Origin of the sequence: Paenibacillus sp. J5C2022 (assembly GCF_025567625.1) — a bacterium.
In the GTDB taxonomy this organism is placed as follows: domain Bacteria; phylum Bacillota; class Bacilli; order Paenibacillales; family Paenibacillaceae; genus Pristimantibacillus.
Genome location: NZ_JAOQJC010000020.1, coordinates 32,296 through 50,775 on the forward strand (window position 1 = coordinate 32,296; position 18,480 = coordinate 50,775).

Sequence of the window (18,480 nt, forward strand, 5' to 3'; positions counted from 1 at the left end):
GGGCTCTGATTCTGCTTACTCCTGAAAGTCCTCGATCTCATTCATACGGAAGGTGTACACTTGCTTTTCGTCCACATGGTATATCGTCAGCAGCTGCTCGTTTTCATTTATATTAATGATCCGGCAAGGAATGCTCATCTTGATGCCGAGACCTCTGTTCACGATGAGACGAATTAATGTGTTGTTGCTCATCACTTTCCGGAAGCTGTGAAAGGTGTCATGAACGGCTGGATCAGCCGGTGCATGTGACTGATCACCTTGCTGACTAACCTCGCCGGACTGCGGCTCGATCGGGATGGGTATTGTCGATGAGGCATCGGACTTTCTCTCTTCAATGAGTTGTCCAAGTTGAATGCCGGACGTAATCTTATAATCAAGGAATCCGCTTCCATTCATTCTCCGAATGAGCTGCTCCAGAGCGGCTGTATGGCTATCGTCTTCGATCATGACTTCCAGTTGATACACATATGTATTCTTCTTCTCTCTATTTGTATAAATGCTCATGCCTGTCATTCCCCGCCCTTCAACTGCAAATGATATAGTCTAAATATACCACTAATCGCAAAAACGTTATAGGACTAAATATTCATATTTATGGCACTTTTTGTATGAGATGGAGGGAATAATGAGGCTCTCTTCATCTATGCGATTGACCACACTGATACAGGGGAGGCGCATATAATGATGATGCAGTGACATATTGCAATATGAATTGGAAGCTCGGGGAGGTGGATGCGGATGATGCGGATGATTCCCTTTAAGCTGGAAAGCGGAGAAACCGTACTTGGTGCTGAAGTGAAATTACCGAAGACGAATTTGCTGTCGATCTCGACAGATCGAGGATATATTATGTGCGGCGCATTGGATGTCGCGCTCCTGAATGATCGGCTGCGCGACCGTGAGATTATTGCCGGTCGTGCGGTCGGCGTGCGTACATTGGAGGAATTGTTCGAAGCGCCGCTGGAGTCGGTCACGATAAAAGCGGAAGCACTTGGCATTACGGCGGGTATGAAAGGAAAGGATGCGTTGCGGTTAATGCTTTAGCTATGCTTCAACTTCAATCTATAGATGCAATAGCGGCGACTGTGACTCAGTAAGAAATTCCGACAAAAAATGTTGGGGGAGTAAGCACGCAGCTGTGTGGAGGCAGCATGAAGAAGCGGCATGACGAAGCATCTTATGAAGCAGCATTGGGCAGTGGCTTTCCTGTGGCTTTTATATGTATCTTATATGTATCTTATACGTGGCTTGCCTGTATATTACTTGTACATGATTAGTTCATGGTTTGATCGTGATTAGTTCATGATTAGTTCATACCTGTATACTTCAGGCTGTTGGAAATCTCCCGCTGCAATTTACTCAACACCTTGATTTATGCAGGTAGCTGTACAAGTGGTTCGCAGGCTTGCTTTTCGTTATCTCAGGAACTGGTTACGTAGCTTGGCATGTGCATGAAATCGAAAGAGCTCATTCTCCCTTTGCCTCAGGAATTGTCGTATTAGCCTCACCAGAATTCGTCCAGGCTCTCGTCTCCCATCGACTCAGGAACGTATCTAATGAAGAGTTTGGGAGAAGTTCAATAGTGCGCACCTGAATAAAGGGGATAGTGAGTAGATACCAATAAAATGGCTGACAAGAAAAAGGGGAGAAAAAAATCCCTGCCTCATAAAGTGAAGGCAGGGAGCATAATGAATGCTGGTTATTGCGTTATTCCTGGAACAGCTTGCGCAAGTTTTCCTCGTAAGGAGCTTGTACAATGCCCTTCTCCGTAATAATGGCCGTTACATATTCGTGAGGCGTTACATCGAACGCCGGGTTGTATACTTTGATGTCACGAGGCGCTGTGCGCTTGCCGAAGCCTTCCGTAATTTCTTCAGCGATGCGCTCTTCGATCGGAATCAGCTCACCTGTCGGCGTCTCAAGATCAATCGTCGACAAGGGGCAAGCGACGTAGAACGGAATGCCGTGCGCCTTGGCCAGCACCGCAACGCTGTACGTGCCGATCTTGTTGGCAACGTCTCCGTTGGCAGCTACGCGGTCGGTACCCACGATAACAGCATCCACCATTCCCTTGGACATGACGTGTCCAGCCATATTGTCGCAGATGAGGGTGACATCGACTCCGGCTTGCTGCAGCTCGAATGCGGTCAAGCGAGCGCCTTGCAATACAGGACGAGTCTCATCGGCGAATACTTTCAGCTTCATGCCCTGCTCCTGAGCCAAATAGAAGGGAGCGAGAGCCGTACCGTACTTCGCGGTGGCGAGTCCGCCAGCGTTGCAATGCGTCAATACGCCCATGCCATCCTTGAACAGCGTCAGCGCATACTCGCCGATTGCCTTGTTCGTCGCTTCATCCTCGCTCTGAATTGTGACGGCTTCCGTCTCCAGAGCCGCCTTGCAGCGTTCCAGCTCCGATTCATTGCCAGCAATCGCAGAAGCTGCGGCCTTCATACGATCCAATGCCCAGAACAGATTCACCGCAGTCGGTCGGGAGGTGGCGAGATATTCCGCTTGCTTGGTTACAGCCGCGAGCCAATCATCCTTGGTGGAGGCGTCGCGACTGCCAAGCACAACGCCGTATGCTGCGGCAATACCGATCGCAGGGGCCCCGCGTACCTTCAGATGAGAGATCGCTTCCCATACTTCCTCAGGAGTCGTTAATGGGAGGTAGAGAATCTCTTCCGGCAGAAGCCGCTGATCCAGCAGATCAAGCCGGTCTCCTTTCCATATTAGGGACTGCAAGCTGTTGTCATTTCCACTCATGTTGCTACTTCCTCTCTGATCGTAATCCTGCATTTCAATGCATCTACGCTATAGGAGCCGTGACGATATCGATGAACTGCCCGATGGACGAGATGTTCCGATGTCCGCGGATGAGCGCCGTCCCGATTGCCAGTGCTTGACGCTGGCAACGTTCCCTTGTCGCGCCATCCGTAATCCGGTCGATGTCGGCGACATGAGCGAGGCCGACGATTCGGCGAACCATCTTGCAGCCCGCGAAGCCGGTTGCGTCCTGAAGCAGCGTCTTCATATAATAATCGCGATAGCCGGGTGCAGTCGAGGCCAGGCGGTCTACGCCGTGCTCTTCCCACAGGCCAACGAATTTGTCATGGAATCCGTTCCAGATTCCGCTGACCGTGTCCAGCAGATAGCTGCGATATTCTGTCCGAGCCGCCTCGTCCGAGGACCAATGCTCCTGCCCGACATAATTGAGCAGCAGGTTGGCGATAATCGCGCCGATATCGAACCCCATCGGGCCGTAGTAAGCGAATTCCGGATCGATCACCTTCGTGGAATCCGGTCTCACGAAGATGCTTCCCGTATGAAGGTCGCCGTGCAGCAGCGCTTCGGCTTTCGTCAGGAACTTGTCCCGCAGAATAGCCACCTCAAGCTGCAGCTCGCCGTCCGTTCGCAGCAGTGCCGCAGCGTCTTCGATCGATGCTTCTATATTATTGTTGGGCGACACGGTATATGGATCGTCGAAGATGAGATCCTCCGTTATTTTGCACAGTTCAGGATTGATATAGTCCTTCACATCCAGCTTCTTCTCCTGTTGGTTGCAGCCGAGATCGGATGTGAAGAACAAGGTGCGCGCCATATACGTAGAGATATGATCCGCGAAATGCGGATAGCGCGCGCGCTCCATCAAGCCTTGCCTCATAATGACATGGTCGCTGAGGTCCTCCATAATCGTGAGCGCGAGATCCGCGTCGTATCGGTGGACAACTGGAGCCAATTCCGGAACAAGCCTGCCGTCAAGAAGCAGCTTCCGGCTCTCGATCCGGGCTCTGTCGAGCGTGAGCGGCCAGGACTCGCCGACAACCTTCGCATAAGGCAGTGCTTGCTTCATAATCAGGCTTTTGCCGCTGGCGTCATCTATAATATGAAAGACGAGATTCAGGTTGCCGTCACCGATCTCCCGGCAGCGCAGCGAAGCGCCCGACGGGAAAAATCCGTCTATGCCGCTCGCGATCGAGATGGCTTCCCCTTCGTTCAAAGGATGGTATGCACTCATGATTTCGTTCCCCTCCGAATTGTATAATCGTTCATTGGCACTATTCCTACTAGTATAATAGAAATGAAATCGCCTTGGAATACCTTTTATCGCAATCATTGACTTCATTCGCCGTTTTTTTCACAATAGAAGAAAAGCACTTGCAGGAAGGGCGGAGAGTTGGGTTATGGCAATACAGAGTGAAGCGGTCGCGCTGAAGGAATGGGCGGTATCTGTCAAGGCGCTGCTGGAGGGCGAGTTGATCATGATCATGCGCAAAGGGGGCATTGCGGAGGAAACAAGAGACTTCCGTCTGATGGACAACCGGTTTTATCTCATGCCCGCGTATGAACATCAGAAGGAACATCTGTTGAAGTCTCCGTACCGCAACAAGCTGGCCGCCACGTTGACGGAGTGGTCGCCGGACTGGGAGACGGTCCGCTTGCAGGGCTATGCGGAGGTAGTTGACGATATCGAAATATTCGATGGCGATACGCTGGACAAACTGCGTGAATGCCATATATGGGAGGACGCCTTCGCCGAGGAGCGGCTCAGATGGAAGCGGAAAAATCCGCTGCATTTGTTGATCCTACGGGTATACCGTCTGCAGGATACGATAGAAATCCCTATGAGGCCCGCTTATAACGGGTGCAAATCATGGGTAAAATTGGAGGATGACGTTCCAAAGCGGGAATTGGCGCCGGTACTGACGGATGAACAATTTACCCGAATGCGGGAAAAATTGATGGCCGCACTGTCGTAGTTCGTCGGCGTGAGGCAGTTGTCAAGAGCTGGTGGGGATTGGAACGGACAATGTTTCGCGCTGCATTGATTTATAACTACAGTTATATTAAAATAATTATTGAGAATCAGTGAGAATCAACGGCTCATCGAGAATGCAATACTCTATGAAGCATACTTACCTTGGAGGGATCAGTATACAATGGCAACACAATTTGTCATCGAGGGCTTGAAAGCCGAAATCGAAGGGAAAGAAATTCTGAAAGGCATCGACCTGAAAATGAACGGCGGCGAAATCCATGCCATCATGGGACCGAACGGAACGGGCAAAAGTACGCTGGCATCCGCATTGATGGGCCATCCCAAATATGAAGTGACATCCGGAAAAGTGACGCTGGACGGCGAAGATCTGATGGAGATGGAAGTGGACGAGCGCGCTCGCGCAGGTCTGTTCCTGGCCATGCAATATCCCAGTGAAATTCCAGGGGTGACAAATTCCGACTTCTTGCGCAGCGCGATTAACGCACGACGCGAGGAGGGCAACGAAATCTCGCTGATCAAGTTCATCCGCCAGATGGAGGGCAAGATGAAGGAACTGGAGATGAATCCGGAATTCGCACATCGCTATCTGAACGAAGGATTCTCAGGCGGCGAGAAGAAGCGGAATGAAATTCTGCAAATGATGCTGCTTGATCCGAAGGTCGTCGTACTGGACGAGATCGACTCCGGTCTGGACATCGACGCGCTTCGCATCGTAGCGAACGGCGTTAACGCCATGCGTTCCGAGGAGCGCAGCTTCCTTATCATTACGCACTATCAGCGTCTGCTTAACTATATTACGCCGGATCATGTCCATGTTATGATGCAAGGCCGCATTGTGAAGTCGGGCGGTCCGGAGCTGGCGCAGCGGCTTGAGAACGAAGGCTATGATTGGGTAAAAGAAGAGCTGGGCATCGAAGACGAAACGGTCGGCCAGGCTTAATCGGAGAAGGAGGCATATATTCATGAGCATACAACTAACGACTCCGACCGACCGCGAATCGGCTATATCGCTCGCTCGGAGCAAGGGGGAACCGGATTGGCTCGTTCAGCTTCGCGGAGAGTCGGCGGAGCTTGCAGGCACGCTTCCATGGCCGAAGCCGGAGAAGATGCGGATCGAGCGTTGGAATTTGACAGCAGTCGGCAATTACGAGGCTCAGGTCAAGGCGGAATCCGTCTCTGAGCTGCCAGCCATTGCCGGGGAACTGATTGCGAAGGGGACCGAGAATCTGGTCGTACAGCGTAACTCCGGCGTGGTTTGGAGCGGTCTGTCGGCGGACTTGGCTGCGAAGGGCGTCATCTTTACCGACCTGGAGACGGCATGCCGCGAGCATGGCGAGCTCGTACAGCAATATTTGTTCCAAGCGGTGAAGAAAGATGAGGATAAGCTTACTGCGCTTCACGCAGCACTGTGGAATGGCGGTATCTTCTTGTATGTGCCTAAAAACGTGGATGTGGAAGTGCCGCTGCAGGCCGTCCTGTTCAACGACAATCAGGAAGCAACCTTCGCGCCGCATATTCTGATCGTAGCGGAGAGCAACAGCCGCGTCACTTATGTGGATACGGTCGTTACGGATAAGAGTGCGGTTGCTGCCGAATTCACGCATCCTTCCATCGTGGAAGTGTTCGTGAAAGGCGGCGCGCAAGTCAGATTCGGTACCATTCATGCACTCGGCGAGACAGGTGCAGACCTAAGCGTTCGCCGCGCAGTCGTAGAGAACGACGGACGAATCGAATGGATCATCGGCGATCTGAACGACGGGAACACTATGTCGGAGACCAAGTCGGTGCTGAACGGTCAAGGCTCTACTTCCGACACGAAAGTAATCAGCGTCGGCCAGAAGTCGCAGAATATGAGCTTGACGACAGCCGCTCAGCACTTCGGCAAAAGCTCTGACAGCAACATGGTTACACGCGCCGTCATGAAGGATTCGGCATCGGCGATCATCAACGGCGTGACCAAAATTGAACACGGCGCGACGAAAGCGAACGGCGTACAAGCGGAGAAGGTGCTGATGCTCAGCCCGAAAGCGCGCGGCGACGCCAACCCTATTCTGTTGATCGACGAGGACGATGTAACCGCAGGCCATGCGGCGAGCGTAGGCCAAGTGAATCCGGAACAGGTCTACTATCTGATGGCCCGCGGCATTACGAAGCAGGATGCTGAACGGCTCATTATCTACGGCTTCCTAGCCCCGGTTGTATCGGAAATTCCGGTGGAAGCGGTACGGGAGCAGCTGCAGCGTCTGCTGGAAAGGAAGCTCCAGGGATGAATATACATGCGATACGGGAGCAATTCCCGATATTGCATCAAGAGGTAAACGGGCATCCGCTCGTTTACCTGGATAGCGCGGCGTCTTCTCAGAAGCCGCGTTCCGTCATTGATGCGGTAAAACGGTACTATGAGCTGGATCACGCCAATGTCCATCGCGGCGTCCATACGCTGGGCTCCAGAGCGACTGACGCTTATGAAGGAGCGCGGGAGAAGGTCGCGCAATTCCTGAACGCTTCCTCGCCGGAAGAGATCGTGTTCACCCGCGGCACGACGACTGCGCTTAATCTGGTCGCTTCCAGCTATGCGCGGGCCGTATGCGGCGAAGGAGACGAGATTGTCATCTCCAAGATGGAGCACCACGCCAATCTTATCCCGTGGCAGCAGGTTGCGAAAGCGACCGGAGCGGCATTGAAGTTCTTCCCGATGGGAGAGGACGGAACGATCACGCTGGAGGATGCAGAGCGGACGATTACGCCGAATACCAAGGTGGTATCGCTCACACATGTATCCAATGTGCTCGGTGTCGTGAATCCCGTCAAGGAGATTGCCGCCATCGCTCATCGCAATGGCGCGGTCATGGTCGTGGACGGGGCGCAGAGCGTTCCGCACATGACGGTAGACGTTCGGGATATCGATGCCGACTTCTACACGTTCTCCGGCCATAAGATGTGCGGACCTACCGGCATCGGTGCGCTGTACGGCAAGAAGTCGCTTCTGAACGGCATGGAGCCGATCGAATTCGGCGGCGAGATGATCGACTTCGTCGATCTGTACGATGCGACCTGGAAGGAAGCGCCTTACCGGTTCGAAGGCGGCACTCCGATGATTGCCGGCGCCGTAGGCCTTGGAGCCGCTATTGACTTCCTGAAGGATATCGGAATGGACAATATCGATCGTCATGTGAAGCAACTGTCCGCATATGCTTATGATAAGTTGTCGGCGCTGGAAGGACTGCGGATTTACGGTCCGGGCCGCGACCGAGCGGGATTGATCACCTTCAATCTGGAGGATGTCCATCCGCATGACGTGGCGACCGTTCTGGATTCCAAGGGCATTGCGATTCGGGCAGGCCATCATTGCTGCCAGCCGCTTATGCGTCTGCTGAATGTATCGGCTACAGCTAGAGCAAGCTTTTATATATACAATACCGAAGATGAGATTGATCTGTTGGCTGATGCATTACTACAAACAAAGGAGTTCTTCGGTCATGCAATTGGATGATTTGTATCGCAGAGTCATAATGGACCACTATAAAAATCCCCGCAACCGCGGTACGATGGAAGAAGGCGCGGTGACGGTCAGCCTGAACAACCCTACCTGCGGCGACCGCATATCGCTGCAGCTTCAGGTGGAGGATGGCAAGGTGCTGGATGCCAAGTTCACAGGCGAGGGGTGCTCCATCAGCATGAGCTCCGCATCCATGATGACGGAAGCCGTCAAAGGGATGGAGTTCGAGAAGGCGCTTCGGATGGCGGAGAAGTTCTCCAGCCTGATGAAGGGCGAGGATGTGGAGTTCGAAGAGCTTGAGGATATCGAGGCGCTGTCCGGCGTGAACAAGTTCCCGGCCCGCATCAAGTGCGCCACACTCGCATGGAACGCTCTGCGCAAGGGCATTGAGACACAAGACGGGAAGCATTAACAATACAAGAAGGAGAGTGAATCCCGATGGCAAAGAAAATGCCGGAAATGGAAGAATACAAATACGGATTTCGCGACGAGCACAAGGCGATATTCCAATCGGGCAAAGGCTTGACGGAAGAGGTCGTCCGCACGATCTCCAAGATGAAAGACGAGCCGGAATGGATGCTGGAATTCCGACTGAAGTCGCTTGAGCAATTCAACAAAATGCCGATGCCAACCTGGGGCGGCGATCTGAGCGAGCTTGACTTCAACGACATTCAATACTATGTCAAGCCTTCCGAGAAGCAAGGCAAGACATGGGAAGAGGTTCCTCAGGAAATCAAAGAAACGTTCGACAAGCTGGGCATTCCGGAAGCGGAGCAGAAATTCCTCGCCGGCGTATCGGCGCAATATGAATCCGAGGTTGTCTATCACAGCATGCAGGAGGATCTGGAGAAGCAAGGCGTTATCTTCACCGACACTGACACGGCGCTTCGCGAACATCCGGAGATCATGAAGGAATACTTCGGCACGGTTATTCCTCCGAACGACAACAAGTTCGCGGCATTGAACAGCGCTGTATGGTCCGGCGGAAGCTTCATCTACGTGCCGAAGGGCGTACAGTGCGAGATTCCGCTGCAAGCTTACTTCCGCATCAATTCCGAGAACATGGGCCAATTCGAGCGTACGCTGATCATCGCCGACGAAGGCAGCTCCGTGCATTACGTCGAGGGCTGTACGGCTCCGATCTACAGCACGAACTCTCTTCACAGCGCAGTGGTCGAGATTATTTGCCGGAAAGATTCCAAGGTTCGCTACACGACCATTCAAAACTGGGCGCCTAACATCTATAACCTGGTGACGAAGCGTGCGGTAGCGGATGAGAACGCATCGATGGATTGGGTGGACGGCAACATCGGCTCCAAGCTGACGATGAAATATCCCGCTGTCGTCCTGCGCGGACGGGGAGCGAAGGGCAATGTGTTGTCCATCGCCGTAGCGGGCAAAGGCCAGCATCAGGATGCGGGCGCGAAGATGACGCATCTGGCGCCGGATACAAGCTCCACGATCATATCCAAATCGATCAGCAAGCATGGCGGCAAAGTATCGTATCGCGGCTTGGCTTCGTTCGGCCGTAATTCCGATGGAGCGAAGTCGAACATCAAGTGCGACACGCTCATTCTGGACAACGAGTCGACATCCGATACGATCCCGTACAATGAGATCTTCAACGACAACATTATACTGGAGCATGAAGCGACGGTATCGAAAGTGTCGGAGGAGCAGCTATTCTATCTGATGAGCCGCGGCTTGTCGGAAGACGAAGCGACGCAGATGATCGTCATGGGCTTCATCGAGCCGTTCACGAAGGAGTTGCCGATGGAGTATGCGGTAGAGATGAACCGTCTGATCAAGTTCGAGATGGAAGGGTCCATCGGGTAATCCGATATCAATCTATAAGGGCTGCATGCGATCAAGTCAATGCCAAGACTTGTCGCTGCAGCCCTTTCTCGTTGTTGTCAGCTGTTACATATAGACGTGTACGATCTCATACTCCCTCTCTTGCGTCAGATCGAGGAACGTATCGCCAATCTGAATGAGAGGCCGGAAGAAGTCGGTTGGATGCGTCATGACGATAATGCCGTACTGATCGTTATTCAAGCGTACCTTCTTGCCGATGAAGTTGGGAATCATGTGCTTGATGAATGTATGAGTCGTGTGCGGGTCCAACTGCTCAAAACTGAGGCGATATAGCTCGCGAAGCACATAGAGCAAATCCCGTTCCTTCTGATAGACGCGTGCGGAAATCATAGCGCTGTAAATGTCAACGACGGCGATAATCATGGAAATGGGACCAATAGCATCGCCCTTCAGCCCGTGCGGGTAGCCGCTGCCGTCCATTCTCTCATGATGCTGCAGCGCCGCTTTCGCCAGCAGCTCATCCTGGAATGAGCTCATGATGATCTCATGGCCGTATACGGTATGCCGCTTGATTTCCTCGAATTCTTCTTCCGTCAGCTTCGCCGGCTTATTCAGGATGGACTCCGGGATGCGGCATTTGCCGATGTCGTGCAGGAAGCCGGCTTGACCGATCCGCGCCGCATCCTTCTGTGAATAACCCAGCCACGTAGCCAGGTAATAGGATAGCATACATACTTGTACGGAGTGCTGATAAGTATAGCTGCTGTGCGAGTTGAGAAGCAGCAGCATGGATACGACATCCCGTTCCAGTTGCAGGTTGTTCAGAAGCGGCTCCGTGACGGCCTTAACTTGCTGGTCGTCTACCGTGCCGCTTGCCAATGCCTGTTCGAATATTTGCTGAAAGGTATTGACAGCGTTTTCGTAAATAGGGCCTACAGTAGGAAGCCATTTAGGCGTTACAGTGGATTCCAATGTACGGTTTTTCTGATCGTCATCAGTCCCGGCTTCCCGGTCCGCTATTTCGACGAAGTCGATTTGATGCTGAAGCAATCGCGAAACTTCTTTTCTGTATAGTTTTGTACCCTTGGATAACACGTGCAATCCGTAATTGTTGAAGATGTCATTGATCAATTGGTCGCCGTCTATAATTTCTGTTACATGAATCCTCAATAGAGACACCTCAAATATGGTTATTGGAAAACGCTGCGCTATTCATATGTACCTGTGCATATATACATTCCATAGTAACAACCAAAGATAGTGATGGCAATATGAGGAAGTGATAATTGGTACTAAATACCTAATAATTCAGAATAAATCGATCTTGCCTTAGTCGAACAATCCGTCCCTTGTACGATAGCGCGTCCATCGTGAAACAACACGAAAGTAATGCCTTGCTCCAGCTGAACCTTCAGTACATAAGCATTTTGCCGCAGCGTGTGCGTCGGCGCCAGCTTGGCGGCTATTCCATCCAGATTCAGCTCGAGCGGCATCGGAGGAGCGACTTGTATGGCGTTCCTGCCGCATAAGACAGTTGACGGCTGGCCGGCCGTATCCCCGTTCAAGAAGGTGAACGATCTCTTGACGCAGCAGGGGCAGTCCGGAACCGGCGCTTCCGGTATCGTCAGCGGCATCCAGACATTATGCCACAGATCGACCTGCATGAGTGACCGGCTGATAGCCGAAGCACGTCCCGAGAGCAGCTTGATCGCCTCGGCCGCTTGGATAGAGCCGATCACATCGACAACAGGAGAGATGACGCCCGCCGTCTCGCAGGAATCCGATGTTCCCGTCAACGGTGGGTCGCGGAATAAGCAGCGGTAGCAGGGGGTGGTCGACGGGATAATGCTCATCGTCATGCCCGAGGCACCGACGGCACCTCCATAAATCCAGGGGATGGCATGCTTGACGCAGTAATCGTTCAACAGATAACGCGTCGAGAAGTTGTCCGTGCCGTCGAGGACGACATCAACGGAGGATAGCCATCGCTCCGTATTGTACGGGGACACGTCCGCAATAACGGGCTCAATAGCTACGGAGCTGTTCATCGCCCGCAATCTGGAGGCGGCAGCTTCCGCCTTGGGCAGACCATTGTCGGCATCTTGCTCTTTATACAGCAACTGTCTCTGCAGATTGCTCCGCTCGACAATGTCCCGATCGATTATGCGTATGTAGCCGATACCGGCCCTGACCAGGTGCTGCGCGATGATACAGCCCAGCGCTCCCATGCCGACGACGGCCGCCCGCCCTGCCGACAGAGCAGCTTGTCCCTCCATGCCAATAGGCCGGAAGCGAATTTGACGGCTGTAGCGCGACTCCGGACCAGGTGCCGCTGCAATCGACGATGGTTGCGGCTCATCCTGCTCATTCCATTCATTGTGTTTATTCATGGGCCGCTCCACCTTTCCTAGCTATCTCCTGTCCGACTGCGTTCCGAAAGCTGAACCGGACTTGCAGGGTTCCACCGTTCCCCTTGATACCCTTTCCATTCCGAACCGTCCGCCCACACTTCCTTCTTCCATACAGGTACGATCTGCTTCAAGCGCTCAATGGCGTAACGGCTTGCTTCATAGCAATCGTTCCGGTGCGGGGTAGATACAGCGATAGCGACGCTTGTCTCAGCCAAGCCGACAGGGCCGATGCGATGTGTGATCGCGCAGTGTGAGCCGGGCCACTTGCCGTGCAATTCCTCGCCGATCTGCTTCATCATCGCGATTGCCATCGGCTCGTAGGCCTCGTATTCCAGCAGCACTGTACGCTTGTCGCCGGTCCATTCCCGGGTTGTGCCGATGAATAGAAGAGTAGCGCCATGCTCTTTGGCAACGACTTTGCGAAGCACCTCATCGGCATGAATGGGATGAGACGTTATGGCGTATAGCTCCTCTCGTCCTCCCAAGTCCGCATTCGTTGCCGCCCGTTCTCCGGATTGTCCCCCGGATACGGGCGGAAGCAGCGCAAGCTCGTCTTGCCAATGCAGCAGCTCCTGATCAGGTGCATAGGCATGATTGCGGGCGATGAACGACATGTTCACGAGTCCGGAATGCTCCGGATAAGCTTCGGCAATATATTGCTTTAGCCGGGCAGCATGCATTTCCCCGGCTTGCAATTCCAGCTTAATCACGCTGTCTCCCAGCCTCTCCGGCAAGCCTGCGAATAGTTTGACAGTCCACACGTAAGTCACGTGCCCAGCCTCCCTTCAGTGCGTTCAAGTATGTCTCTACATTACCATAAAGGCCGAAAAAATGTTATGATGCATTGTATAGTGAATAAGAAAATCCTCACCAATATAACGTGAAGGAAGTGAGCGGCATGCAGGAGCTAACGGATCGATTCGGACGCGCTCATCATTATCTGCGCATATCGGTGACGGACCGATGCAACTTGCGGTGTCTGTATTGCATGCCGGAAGAAGGGGCGTCCTTCACGGAATCGGACAAATTGCTTTCGTATGACGACATTGAGAAGGTTGTCCGTGCGGGTGCGTCGCTTGGCATCCGCAAGCTGCGAATTACAGGAGGAGAGCCTCTGGTCAGGCCGCGGCTGGCGGAGCTTATCCAGCGGTTGTCCCGGATACCGGGCATAACGGATATCGCGATGACGACGAACGGGATATTTCTCGCCAAGGAAGCGCATGCCTTGAAGGCCGCCGGTCTGAACCGGGTCAATATAAGCCTTGATACGCTGGACCCCGCGAGATTTCGCCTGATCGCCAGAAGCGGCGGAATTCAGCGGGTGCTGGAAGGAATTGAATCGGCTTGCGATGCCGGATTTCACCCCGTTAAGCTGAACTGCGTCCTGCTTAAGGGCTTGAACGAGGATGAGATTGCCGCTTTCCTGGAGCTGGCTTACGAGAAGCCGCTTCATGTGCGATTCATTGAATACATGCCGATCGGGCATGCGGACGACGGGTGGAAGAAGCACTATTTGCCGCTACAGAAGGTGATGGACATTGCCCGGCAGCAAGGATATAGGTTGACGAGGGAGGACGGGGTGACAGGAAGCGGGCCTTCCGAGAATTGGCAGATGGAGGGGGCGCAGGGCTCATTCGGTCTCATCCATCCCGTCAGCGATCAATTCTGCCGGAGCTGCAACCGATTGCGGCTGACGGCAGACGGTCATCTGAAGCCATGCCTGTATTGGGTCGACGAATTGAATGTGAAGCAGGCGCTCGGCAGCGAAGAGGATATGAAGCAATTGTTCTATCGGGCGATGGCGATCAAGCCTGAGAATCACGAAATGGCCATGAAGCTGGCCGGCGAAGGGCAGTCGCATACGCCCACAAGCCGAAGAATGTCGCAAATAGGCGGCTAGCGGCCATTGGAATAGCGAAGGGGAGGCGAGCGCTTGATGATGAACTCCGAGGCAGCATCCGTCGTGCTGCTGCACAGCAACGACATTCATAGCCGTCTCGAGAATGCGGCACGGATCGCTTCCATTATAGATGAGGAACGGCAGCGACTGGGCGATGCCGCTGTTCTCGTGATAGATTGCGGGGATCACATGGATCGCGCGCGGCTGGAGACGGAAGGCAGCGACGGATTCGTGAATCGGAAGCTGCTGCAGGCAGCACGTTATGATCTGATAACGCTGGGCAATAATGAAGGGCTTACTTATCGCATGGACGTGCTGGAGGAGCTTTACGGCGGGAATCCCGGCTTTCTCGTCGTATGTGCGAATATGCTGAAGTCAGATGACGGCAAGCGGCCGGACTGGCTGCTTCCAAGAGCGGTCATTGCCAAGCAGGGCAAGCGAATCGGAATTGTCGGAGCGACGGCCAATTTTTCAGCGTTCTATGAACTGCTTGGTTGGGAAGTCACCGAGCCTCTGGCGGCGATACGGGAGCAAGTCGCCAAGCTGAGGGAGGAGGCGGATATCGTAGTCGTTCTGTCCCATCTGGGCTTGTCGCGGGACAAGGAGATGGCGGCTTCGATTGAGGGCATTGATCTCATCCTGGGGGCGCATACCCATCATCTGCTGCATGAGGCGTTATACGTAGGAGAGACGGCGATCTGCGCTGCAGGGAAGTTCGGAGAGTATGCAGGCCGCGTCGAAATCGTATGGGGAAGCGGAGGCGAACGTCCCCAATTCAACGCATCGGTCATTCCGACTGCCGCATATGAAGAGCAGCGTGAAGCGGCATCCATTATTAGCCAATACAGAGCTGTCGCCGAAAAGCGAATGAGCCGTGTCATTACTTTCCTGGCGGAACCGTTGCCCTTGTCGACGGATGTCGAATCGCCGCTCGGCAATCTGCTCGCTGCCGGTCTGCGGAGATGGACGGATGCGGAGATTGGCCTCGTGAATGCAGGCCAACTGCTGGGCGGTCTTGCCCTGGGCGATGTAACGGCTGGCGAGCTGCATGCGTTATGCCCTTCGCCCATCAATCCTTGCCTGATGAAGATAAGGGGAGAGCATCTGCGTACAGCGCTTGAACAGTCGCTTCTGCCGCAATATGCCGATAAGCACATTAAGGGCTTCGGCTTTCGGGGGGAAGTGCTGGGTACGCTGGCGGTAGACGGCGTTGCGATCACCTTTGACGGCAGCAAGCCTGATATGCAGAAGCTGATTCGCGTCGAGGTGAACGGGCAGCCGCTTTGCAACGAACGGCTGTATACGGTCGGCACGATTGACATGTTCAGCTTCCGGATCGGTTATGAGACGCTCGCCGAAGCGGAGAGCTTTCAGTTTTATTTGCCGGAATTTCTAAGAGATGTGCTGGAGCACGAGCTTCTTCGTGAGGAGGCGCGGACGGATTGCCGTGCGCTTCGTTGGAAACCAGTATAGAATAACCGAGCACGTGAAAGAAAATGACGGACTTTGTCGAAAAATTAGGATTTAATGGTTGCGATTTTGTGCATTTTCACGTAAATTAACTATACGAGCTGGTTTTTCCGATAAACGTAGTATTAGAACTTAGGGCAAGGAAGGACCGAGAAAATGCGATTGCTACCGATCTCGCAATGCGTACCTGGAATGAGGCTGGCCAAAAAAATATTCTCCGAGGACGGTGTCGTTCTTCTGGGGAATCATATGGAGCTTACAGCGAGGCTCATTACGCGTCTTGAGCAATGCGGTGTGCAATATGTATACATAGAAGACGCTCGAACGGAAGGCATTATGCCGCCCTCGCTCATCTCGGAGGAGACTTTCCGCGAATCTGTGAAGGAGATCAAGACGAGGTTCCGGGAGATGATGGATCGCCCCAAGCGAAAGCGCGGGGTCGCTTTCCCGTACATCGCCCAGCCGTTCAAGGGCATGATGAATCGGATTATCGACGATTTGTCCGGCAACAGCGACGCGATGATTATGCTGATTAATATGGGCACGGTTGATCATTATCTGTATCAGCATTCCTTGAACGTATGCGTCTACTCTACGTTGCTTGGGATGGCGAACGGCTATTCCCGCGAAGAGACGATGACTCTGGGAATGGGAGCGCTCCTTCATGATATCGGCAAAACCCAAATATCCATGAATGTGCTCAAGAAGCCGGACTCGCTCACCAATGAAGAGTATGAGAAGATGAAGCGGCATGCCATGATCGGCTTCGAATTGCTGAAGGATGAGCCGAATATGCCGCTGCTGGCGGCTCATTGCGCCTTGCAGCATCATGAACGGCTGGATGGAAGCGGATATCCGCGCGGCTTGAAGGGAACGGATATCCATGATTATGCGAAGTGGATCGGTATTGTGGATTCCTATGATGCGATGACGACAAGTCGCATCTATCGCGCCCCCATGCTGCCCCACGAAGCGATGGAACGGCTGTATGCCGGCTCCGGCATATTATATGAGCAGCATATGCTGCAGTTGTTCCGCGATAAGGTCGCCATCTATCCTATCGGCATCACCGTCAGGCTGGATACGGGGGAGAGCGGCGTTGTTGTCGATTTCAATCACAGCTATCCCCATCGGCCGATCGTCCGGATACTGACGAATGAAGCGGGCGAGGAGATATCCGTTCCTTATGAGATTGACTTGTCCAAGCAGCTGACGATTATGATCGTCGGGGTGAACGACGAAGGAGGCAGCGTTCAGCTTGTGTCGGGCATATGAGTTGTACACAGTTGCTGATCAATAAGATAATGGACCGGGAAGTCTCCGATAGCCGCCGCAAGGCGGAATTGGAGGCTTCTGTTTGCTTATATCGGCCATTGACATTACAATAAAAGATGCGCCTGATGAGCGCTAGAAGAACAAGAAGTAAGGTGCTGAATTCAATGAAAGTATTGCAAAAGCAACAAATAGATGACGCTTCGATTATGCCGCTGTCACCGGACTACGATCCCTGGGACCCCATCCGATCGCTTCCGAAATTCGGCGAACACCGGCTGACAAGCGTGGAGATGACCGTATCCAATCTCTGCAACATGCGTTGCGAGCACTGCGCGGTCGGAGATACACTGGTCCTGAAGGAACCGGAGAAGGTGCCGCTGGAGCTGATGCTGCAACGGCTGGATGAAGTCGAGGCGCTGGAGACGATCAGCATTACGGGCGGAGAGCCATCCTTCTCGGACAAGACAGTGAAAGAGTATATGGTGCCTCTGCTCCAATATGCCCGCAAGCGGGGCATTCGCTCGCAAATTAATTCCAATGTCACCTTGCCTTATAGCCGATATGAGCAATTAGCCCCCTATCTGGACGTCATGCACATCTCATTCAATTATACGTCTGCGGAACAATTCCACGCGATCGGCTTCGCGAAGGCCGGTCATGAGGTGCCTCTGAAGGCTGCGGCCAAATTGTACGAGACGATGATCGACAACGCGAGAAGGCTTAGCGAGGCAGGCGTGCTCGTCTCGGCAGAATCCATGATCAACTACCGCACTCACCGGAACATTCACGAAATTCACCAACTGATTGTCGAGATGGGCTGCACCAGGCATGAGGTGCATCCCATGTATCCCAGCTCGTTCGCGAAGGATCTGCCGATCATCACCAGGGATGAAATGCTGGACGCTATCGCGCTGCTGCTGAAGCATCGGGACCCGTCGGTATGGATGCTGTTCGGAACGTTGCCGTTCTACCATTGCAGCGAGAACGAGACGGAGCGCGCCTTGCTGAAGCGCATTGCAGGGGAGCCGAACGTCACGGTAAGGAACGATCCCGACGGGCGGAACCGTCTTAACGTCAATTTGTTTACGGGAGAGGTGTTCGTAACTGACTTCTCCGACGTGCCTTCCTTCGGCAACATGAAGCAGGAGAAGCTGGACGATCTGTTCAAGCGATGGCTGTCTCATCCCCTTGCAAGAAGCGTGAACTGCCATTGCCCCGCCGCCTCGTGCTGCGGTCCCAATCTGCTGGTGAAGGACATGTACTATAAGAATGTCAATTTTCTAAAGAGAAAGGCAATAATAGAGTAGTCCTGACATACACTTGGACTAGAGGA

At 53.4% G+C, this 18,480-nt stretch carries 17 protein-coding genes; 11 read left to right on the forward strand and 6 right to left on the reverse strand.

Annotated elements, in window-relative coordinates:
• Positions 1–15: 15 nt before the first annotated feature.
• Positions 16–504 (reverse strand): hypothetical protein, encoded by a 489-nt coding sequence (locus tag M6D81_RS16900; RefSeq protein ID WP_262678094.1) that lies wholly within the window; start codon positions 502–504, stop codon positions 16–18.
• 234 nt (positions 505–738) lie between these two features.
• Between M6D81_RS16900 and M6D81_RS16905 the strand changes: the two genes are divergently transcribed.
• Positions 739–1,044 carry a YunC family protein gene (locus tag M6D81_RS16905; protein ID WP_262678095.1) on the forward strand — a complete coding sequence of 102 codons (306 nt, stop codon included), beginning with the start codon at positions 739–741 and terminating at the stop codon, positions 1,042–1,044.
• A gap of 663 nt (positions 1,045–1,707) precedes the next feature.
• On the opposite strand, the gene mtnA is transcribed toward M6D81_RS16905, so the two are convergent.
• Positions 1,708–2,763: an S-methyl-5-thioribose-1-phosphate isomerase gene (gene mtnA / locus M6D81_RS16910; protein WP_262678096.1), complete on the reverse strand. Its 1,056-nt coding sequence runs from the start codon at positions 2,761–2,763 to the stop codon at positions 1,708–1,710.
• A 43-nt stretch (positions 2,764–2,806) separates the two neighbouring features.
• On the reverse strand, positions 2,807–4,015 hold the full coding sequence (gene mtnK, locus M6D81_RS16915) for an S-methyl-5-thioribose kinase (RefSeq protein WP_262678097.1): 1,209 nt from the start codon (positions 4,013–4,015) through the stop codon (positions 2,807–2,809).
• Between the two features lie 166 nt (positions 4,016–4,181).
• Between mtnK and M6D81_RS16920 the strand changes: the two genes are divergently transcribed.
• The 6 genes from M6D81_RS16920 to sufB all read left to right on the forward strand — a co-directional run bounded on the left by M6D81_RS16920 (position 4,182) and on the right by sufB (position 10,112).
• The gene (locus tag M6D81_RS16920; RefSeq protein WP_262678098.1) at positions 4,182–4,757 is read left to right on the forward strand and encodes a DUF1802 family protein; all 576 of its coding nucleotides are present in this window, start codon (positions 4,182–4,184) and stop codon (positions 4,755–4,757) included.
• A 180-nt stretch (positions 4,758–4,937) separates the two neighbouring features.
• Complete coding sequence (gene sufC, locus M6D81_RS16925) at positions 4,938–5,717, forward strand: Fe-S cluster assembly ATPase SufC (RefSeq protein ID WP_262678099.1); 780 nt, start codon at positions 4,938–4,940, stop codon at positions 5,715–5,717.
• A gap of 22 nt (positions 5,718–5,739) precedes the next feature.
• Positions 5,740–7,047, forward strand: a complete 1,308-nt coding sequence (gene sufD, locus M6D81_RS16930) for a Fe-S cluster assembly protein SufD (protein ID WP_262678100.1) — start codon at positions 5,740–5,742, stop codon at positions 7,045–7,047.
• Complete coding sequence (locus M6D81_RS16935; RefSeq protein WP_262678101.1) at positions 7,044–8,270, forward strand: cysteine desulfurase; 1,227 nt, start codon at positions 7,044–7,046, stop codon at positions 8,268–8,270. Before sufD ends, M6D81_RS16935 begins: the two co-directional genes overlap by 4 nt.
• Positions 8,257–8,688 (forward strand): Fe-S cluster assembly sulfur transfer protein SufU, encoded by a 432-nt coding sequence (sufU, locus tag M6D81_RS16940; protein WP_262678102.1) that lies wholly within the window; start codon positions 8,257–8,259, stop codon positions 8,686–8,688. Before M6D81_RS16935 ends, sufU begins: the two co-directional genes overlap by 14 nt.
• Positions 8,689–8,714: 26 nt before the next feature.
• Positions 8,715–10,112 (forward strand): Fe-S cluster assembly protein SufB, encoded by a 1,398-nt coding sequence (gene sufB / locus M6D81_RS16945; RefSeq protein WP_262678103.1) that lies wholly within the window; start codon positions 8,715–8,717, stop codon positions 10,110–10,112.
• An 84-nt stretch (positions 10,113–10,196) separates the two neighbouring features.
• On the opposite strand, the gene M6D81_RS16950 is transcribed toward sufB, so the two are convergent.
• The 3 genes from M6D81_RS16950 to M6D81_RS31715 all read right to left on the reverse strand — a co-directional run bounded on the left by M6D81_RS16950 (position 10,197) and on the right by M6D81_RS31715 (position 13,272).
• Positions 10,197–11,270 (reverse strand): HD-GYP domain-containing protein, encoded by a 1,074-nt coding sequence (locus M6D81_RS16950; RefSeq protein WP_317259137.1) that lies wholly within the window; start codon positions 11,268–11,270, stop codon positions 10,197–10,199.
• Positions 11,271–11,383: 113 nt separating this feature from the next.
• Positions 11,384–12,481: a ThiF family adenylyltransferase gene (locus M6D81_RS16955; RefSeq protein WP_262678105.1), complete on the reverse strand. Its 1,098-nt coding sequence runs from the start codon at positions 12,479–12,481 to the stop codon at positions 11,384–11,386.
• Between the two features lie 17 nt (positions 12,482–12,498).
• Positions 12,499–13,272, reverse strand: a complete 774-nt coding sequence (locus M6D81_RS31715; protein WP_317259138.1) for a molybdenum cofactor biosynthesis protein — start codon at positions 13,270–13,272, stop codon at positions 12,499–12,501.
• A 128-nt stretch (positions 13,273–13,400) separates the two neighbouring features.
• Here M6D81_RS31715 and moaA point away from each other — a divergent pair, with 128 nt between their 5' ends.
• The 4 genes from moaA (at position 13,401) to yfkAB (ending at position 18,454) form a co-directional block, all read left to right on the forward strand.
• Positions 13,401–14,402 (forward strand): GTP 3',8-cyclase MoaA, encoded by a 1,002-nt coding sequence (gene moaA / locus M6D81_RS16970; RefSeq protein WP_262678106.1) that lies wholly within the window; start codon positions 13,401–13,403, stop codon positions 14,400–14,402.
• A 36-nt stretch (positions 14,403–14,438) separates the two neighbouring features.
• Positions 14,439–15,875, forward strand: a complete 1,437-nt coding sequence (locus M6D81_RS16975; RefSeq protein WP_262678107.1) for a bifunctional metallophosphatase/5'-nucleotidase — start codon at positions 14,439–14,441, stop codon at positions 15,873–15,875.
• Between the two features lie 153 nt (positions 15,876–16,028).
• The gene (locus M6D81_RS16980; protein ID WP_262678108.1) at positions 16,029–17,147 is read left to right on the forward strand and encodes an HD-GYP domain-containing protein; all 1,119 of its coding nucleotides are present in this window, start codon (positions 16,029–16,031) and stop codon (positions 17,145–17,147) included.
• A gap of 164 nt (positions 17,148–17,311) precedes the next feature.
• Positions 17,312–18,454, forward strand: coding sequence for a radical SAM/CxCxxxxC motif protein YfkAB (gene yfkAB / locus M6D81_RS16985; RefSeq protein ID WP_262678109.1), 1,143 nt, complete (start codon positions 17,312–17,314; stop codon positions 18,452–18,454).
• Positions 18,455–18,480 lie beyond the last annotated feature (26 nt).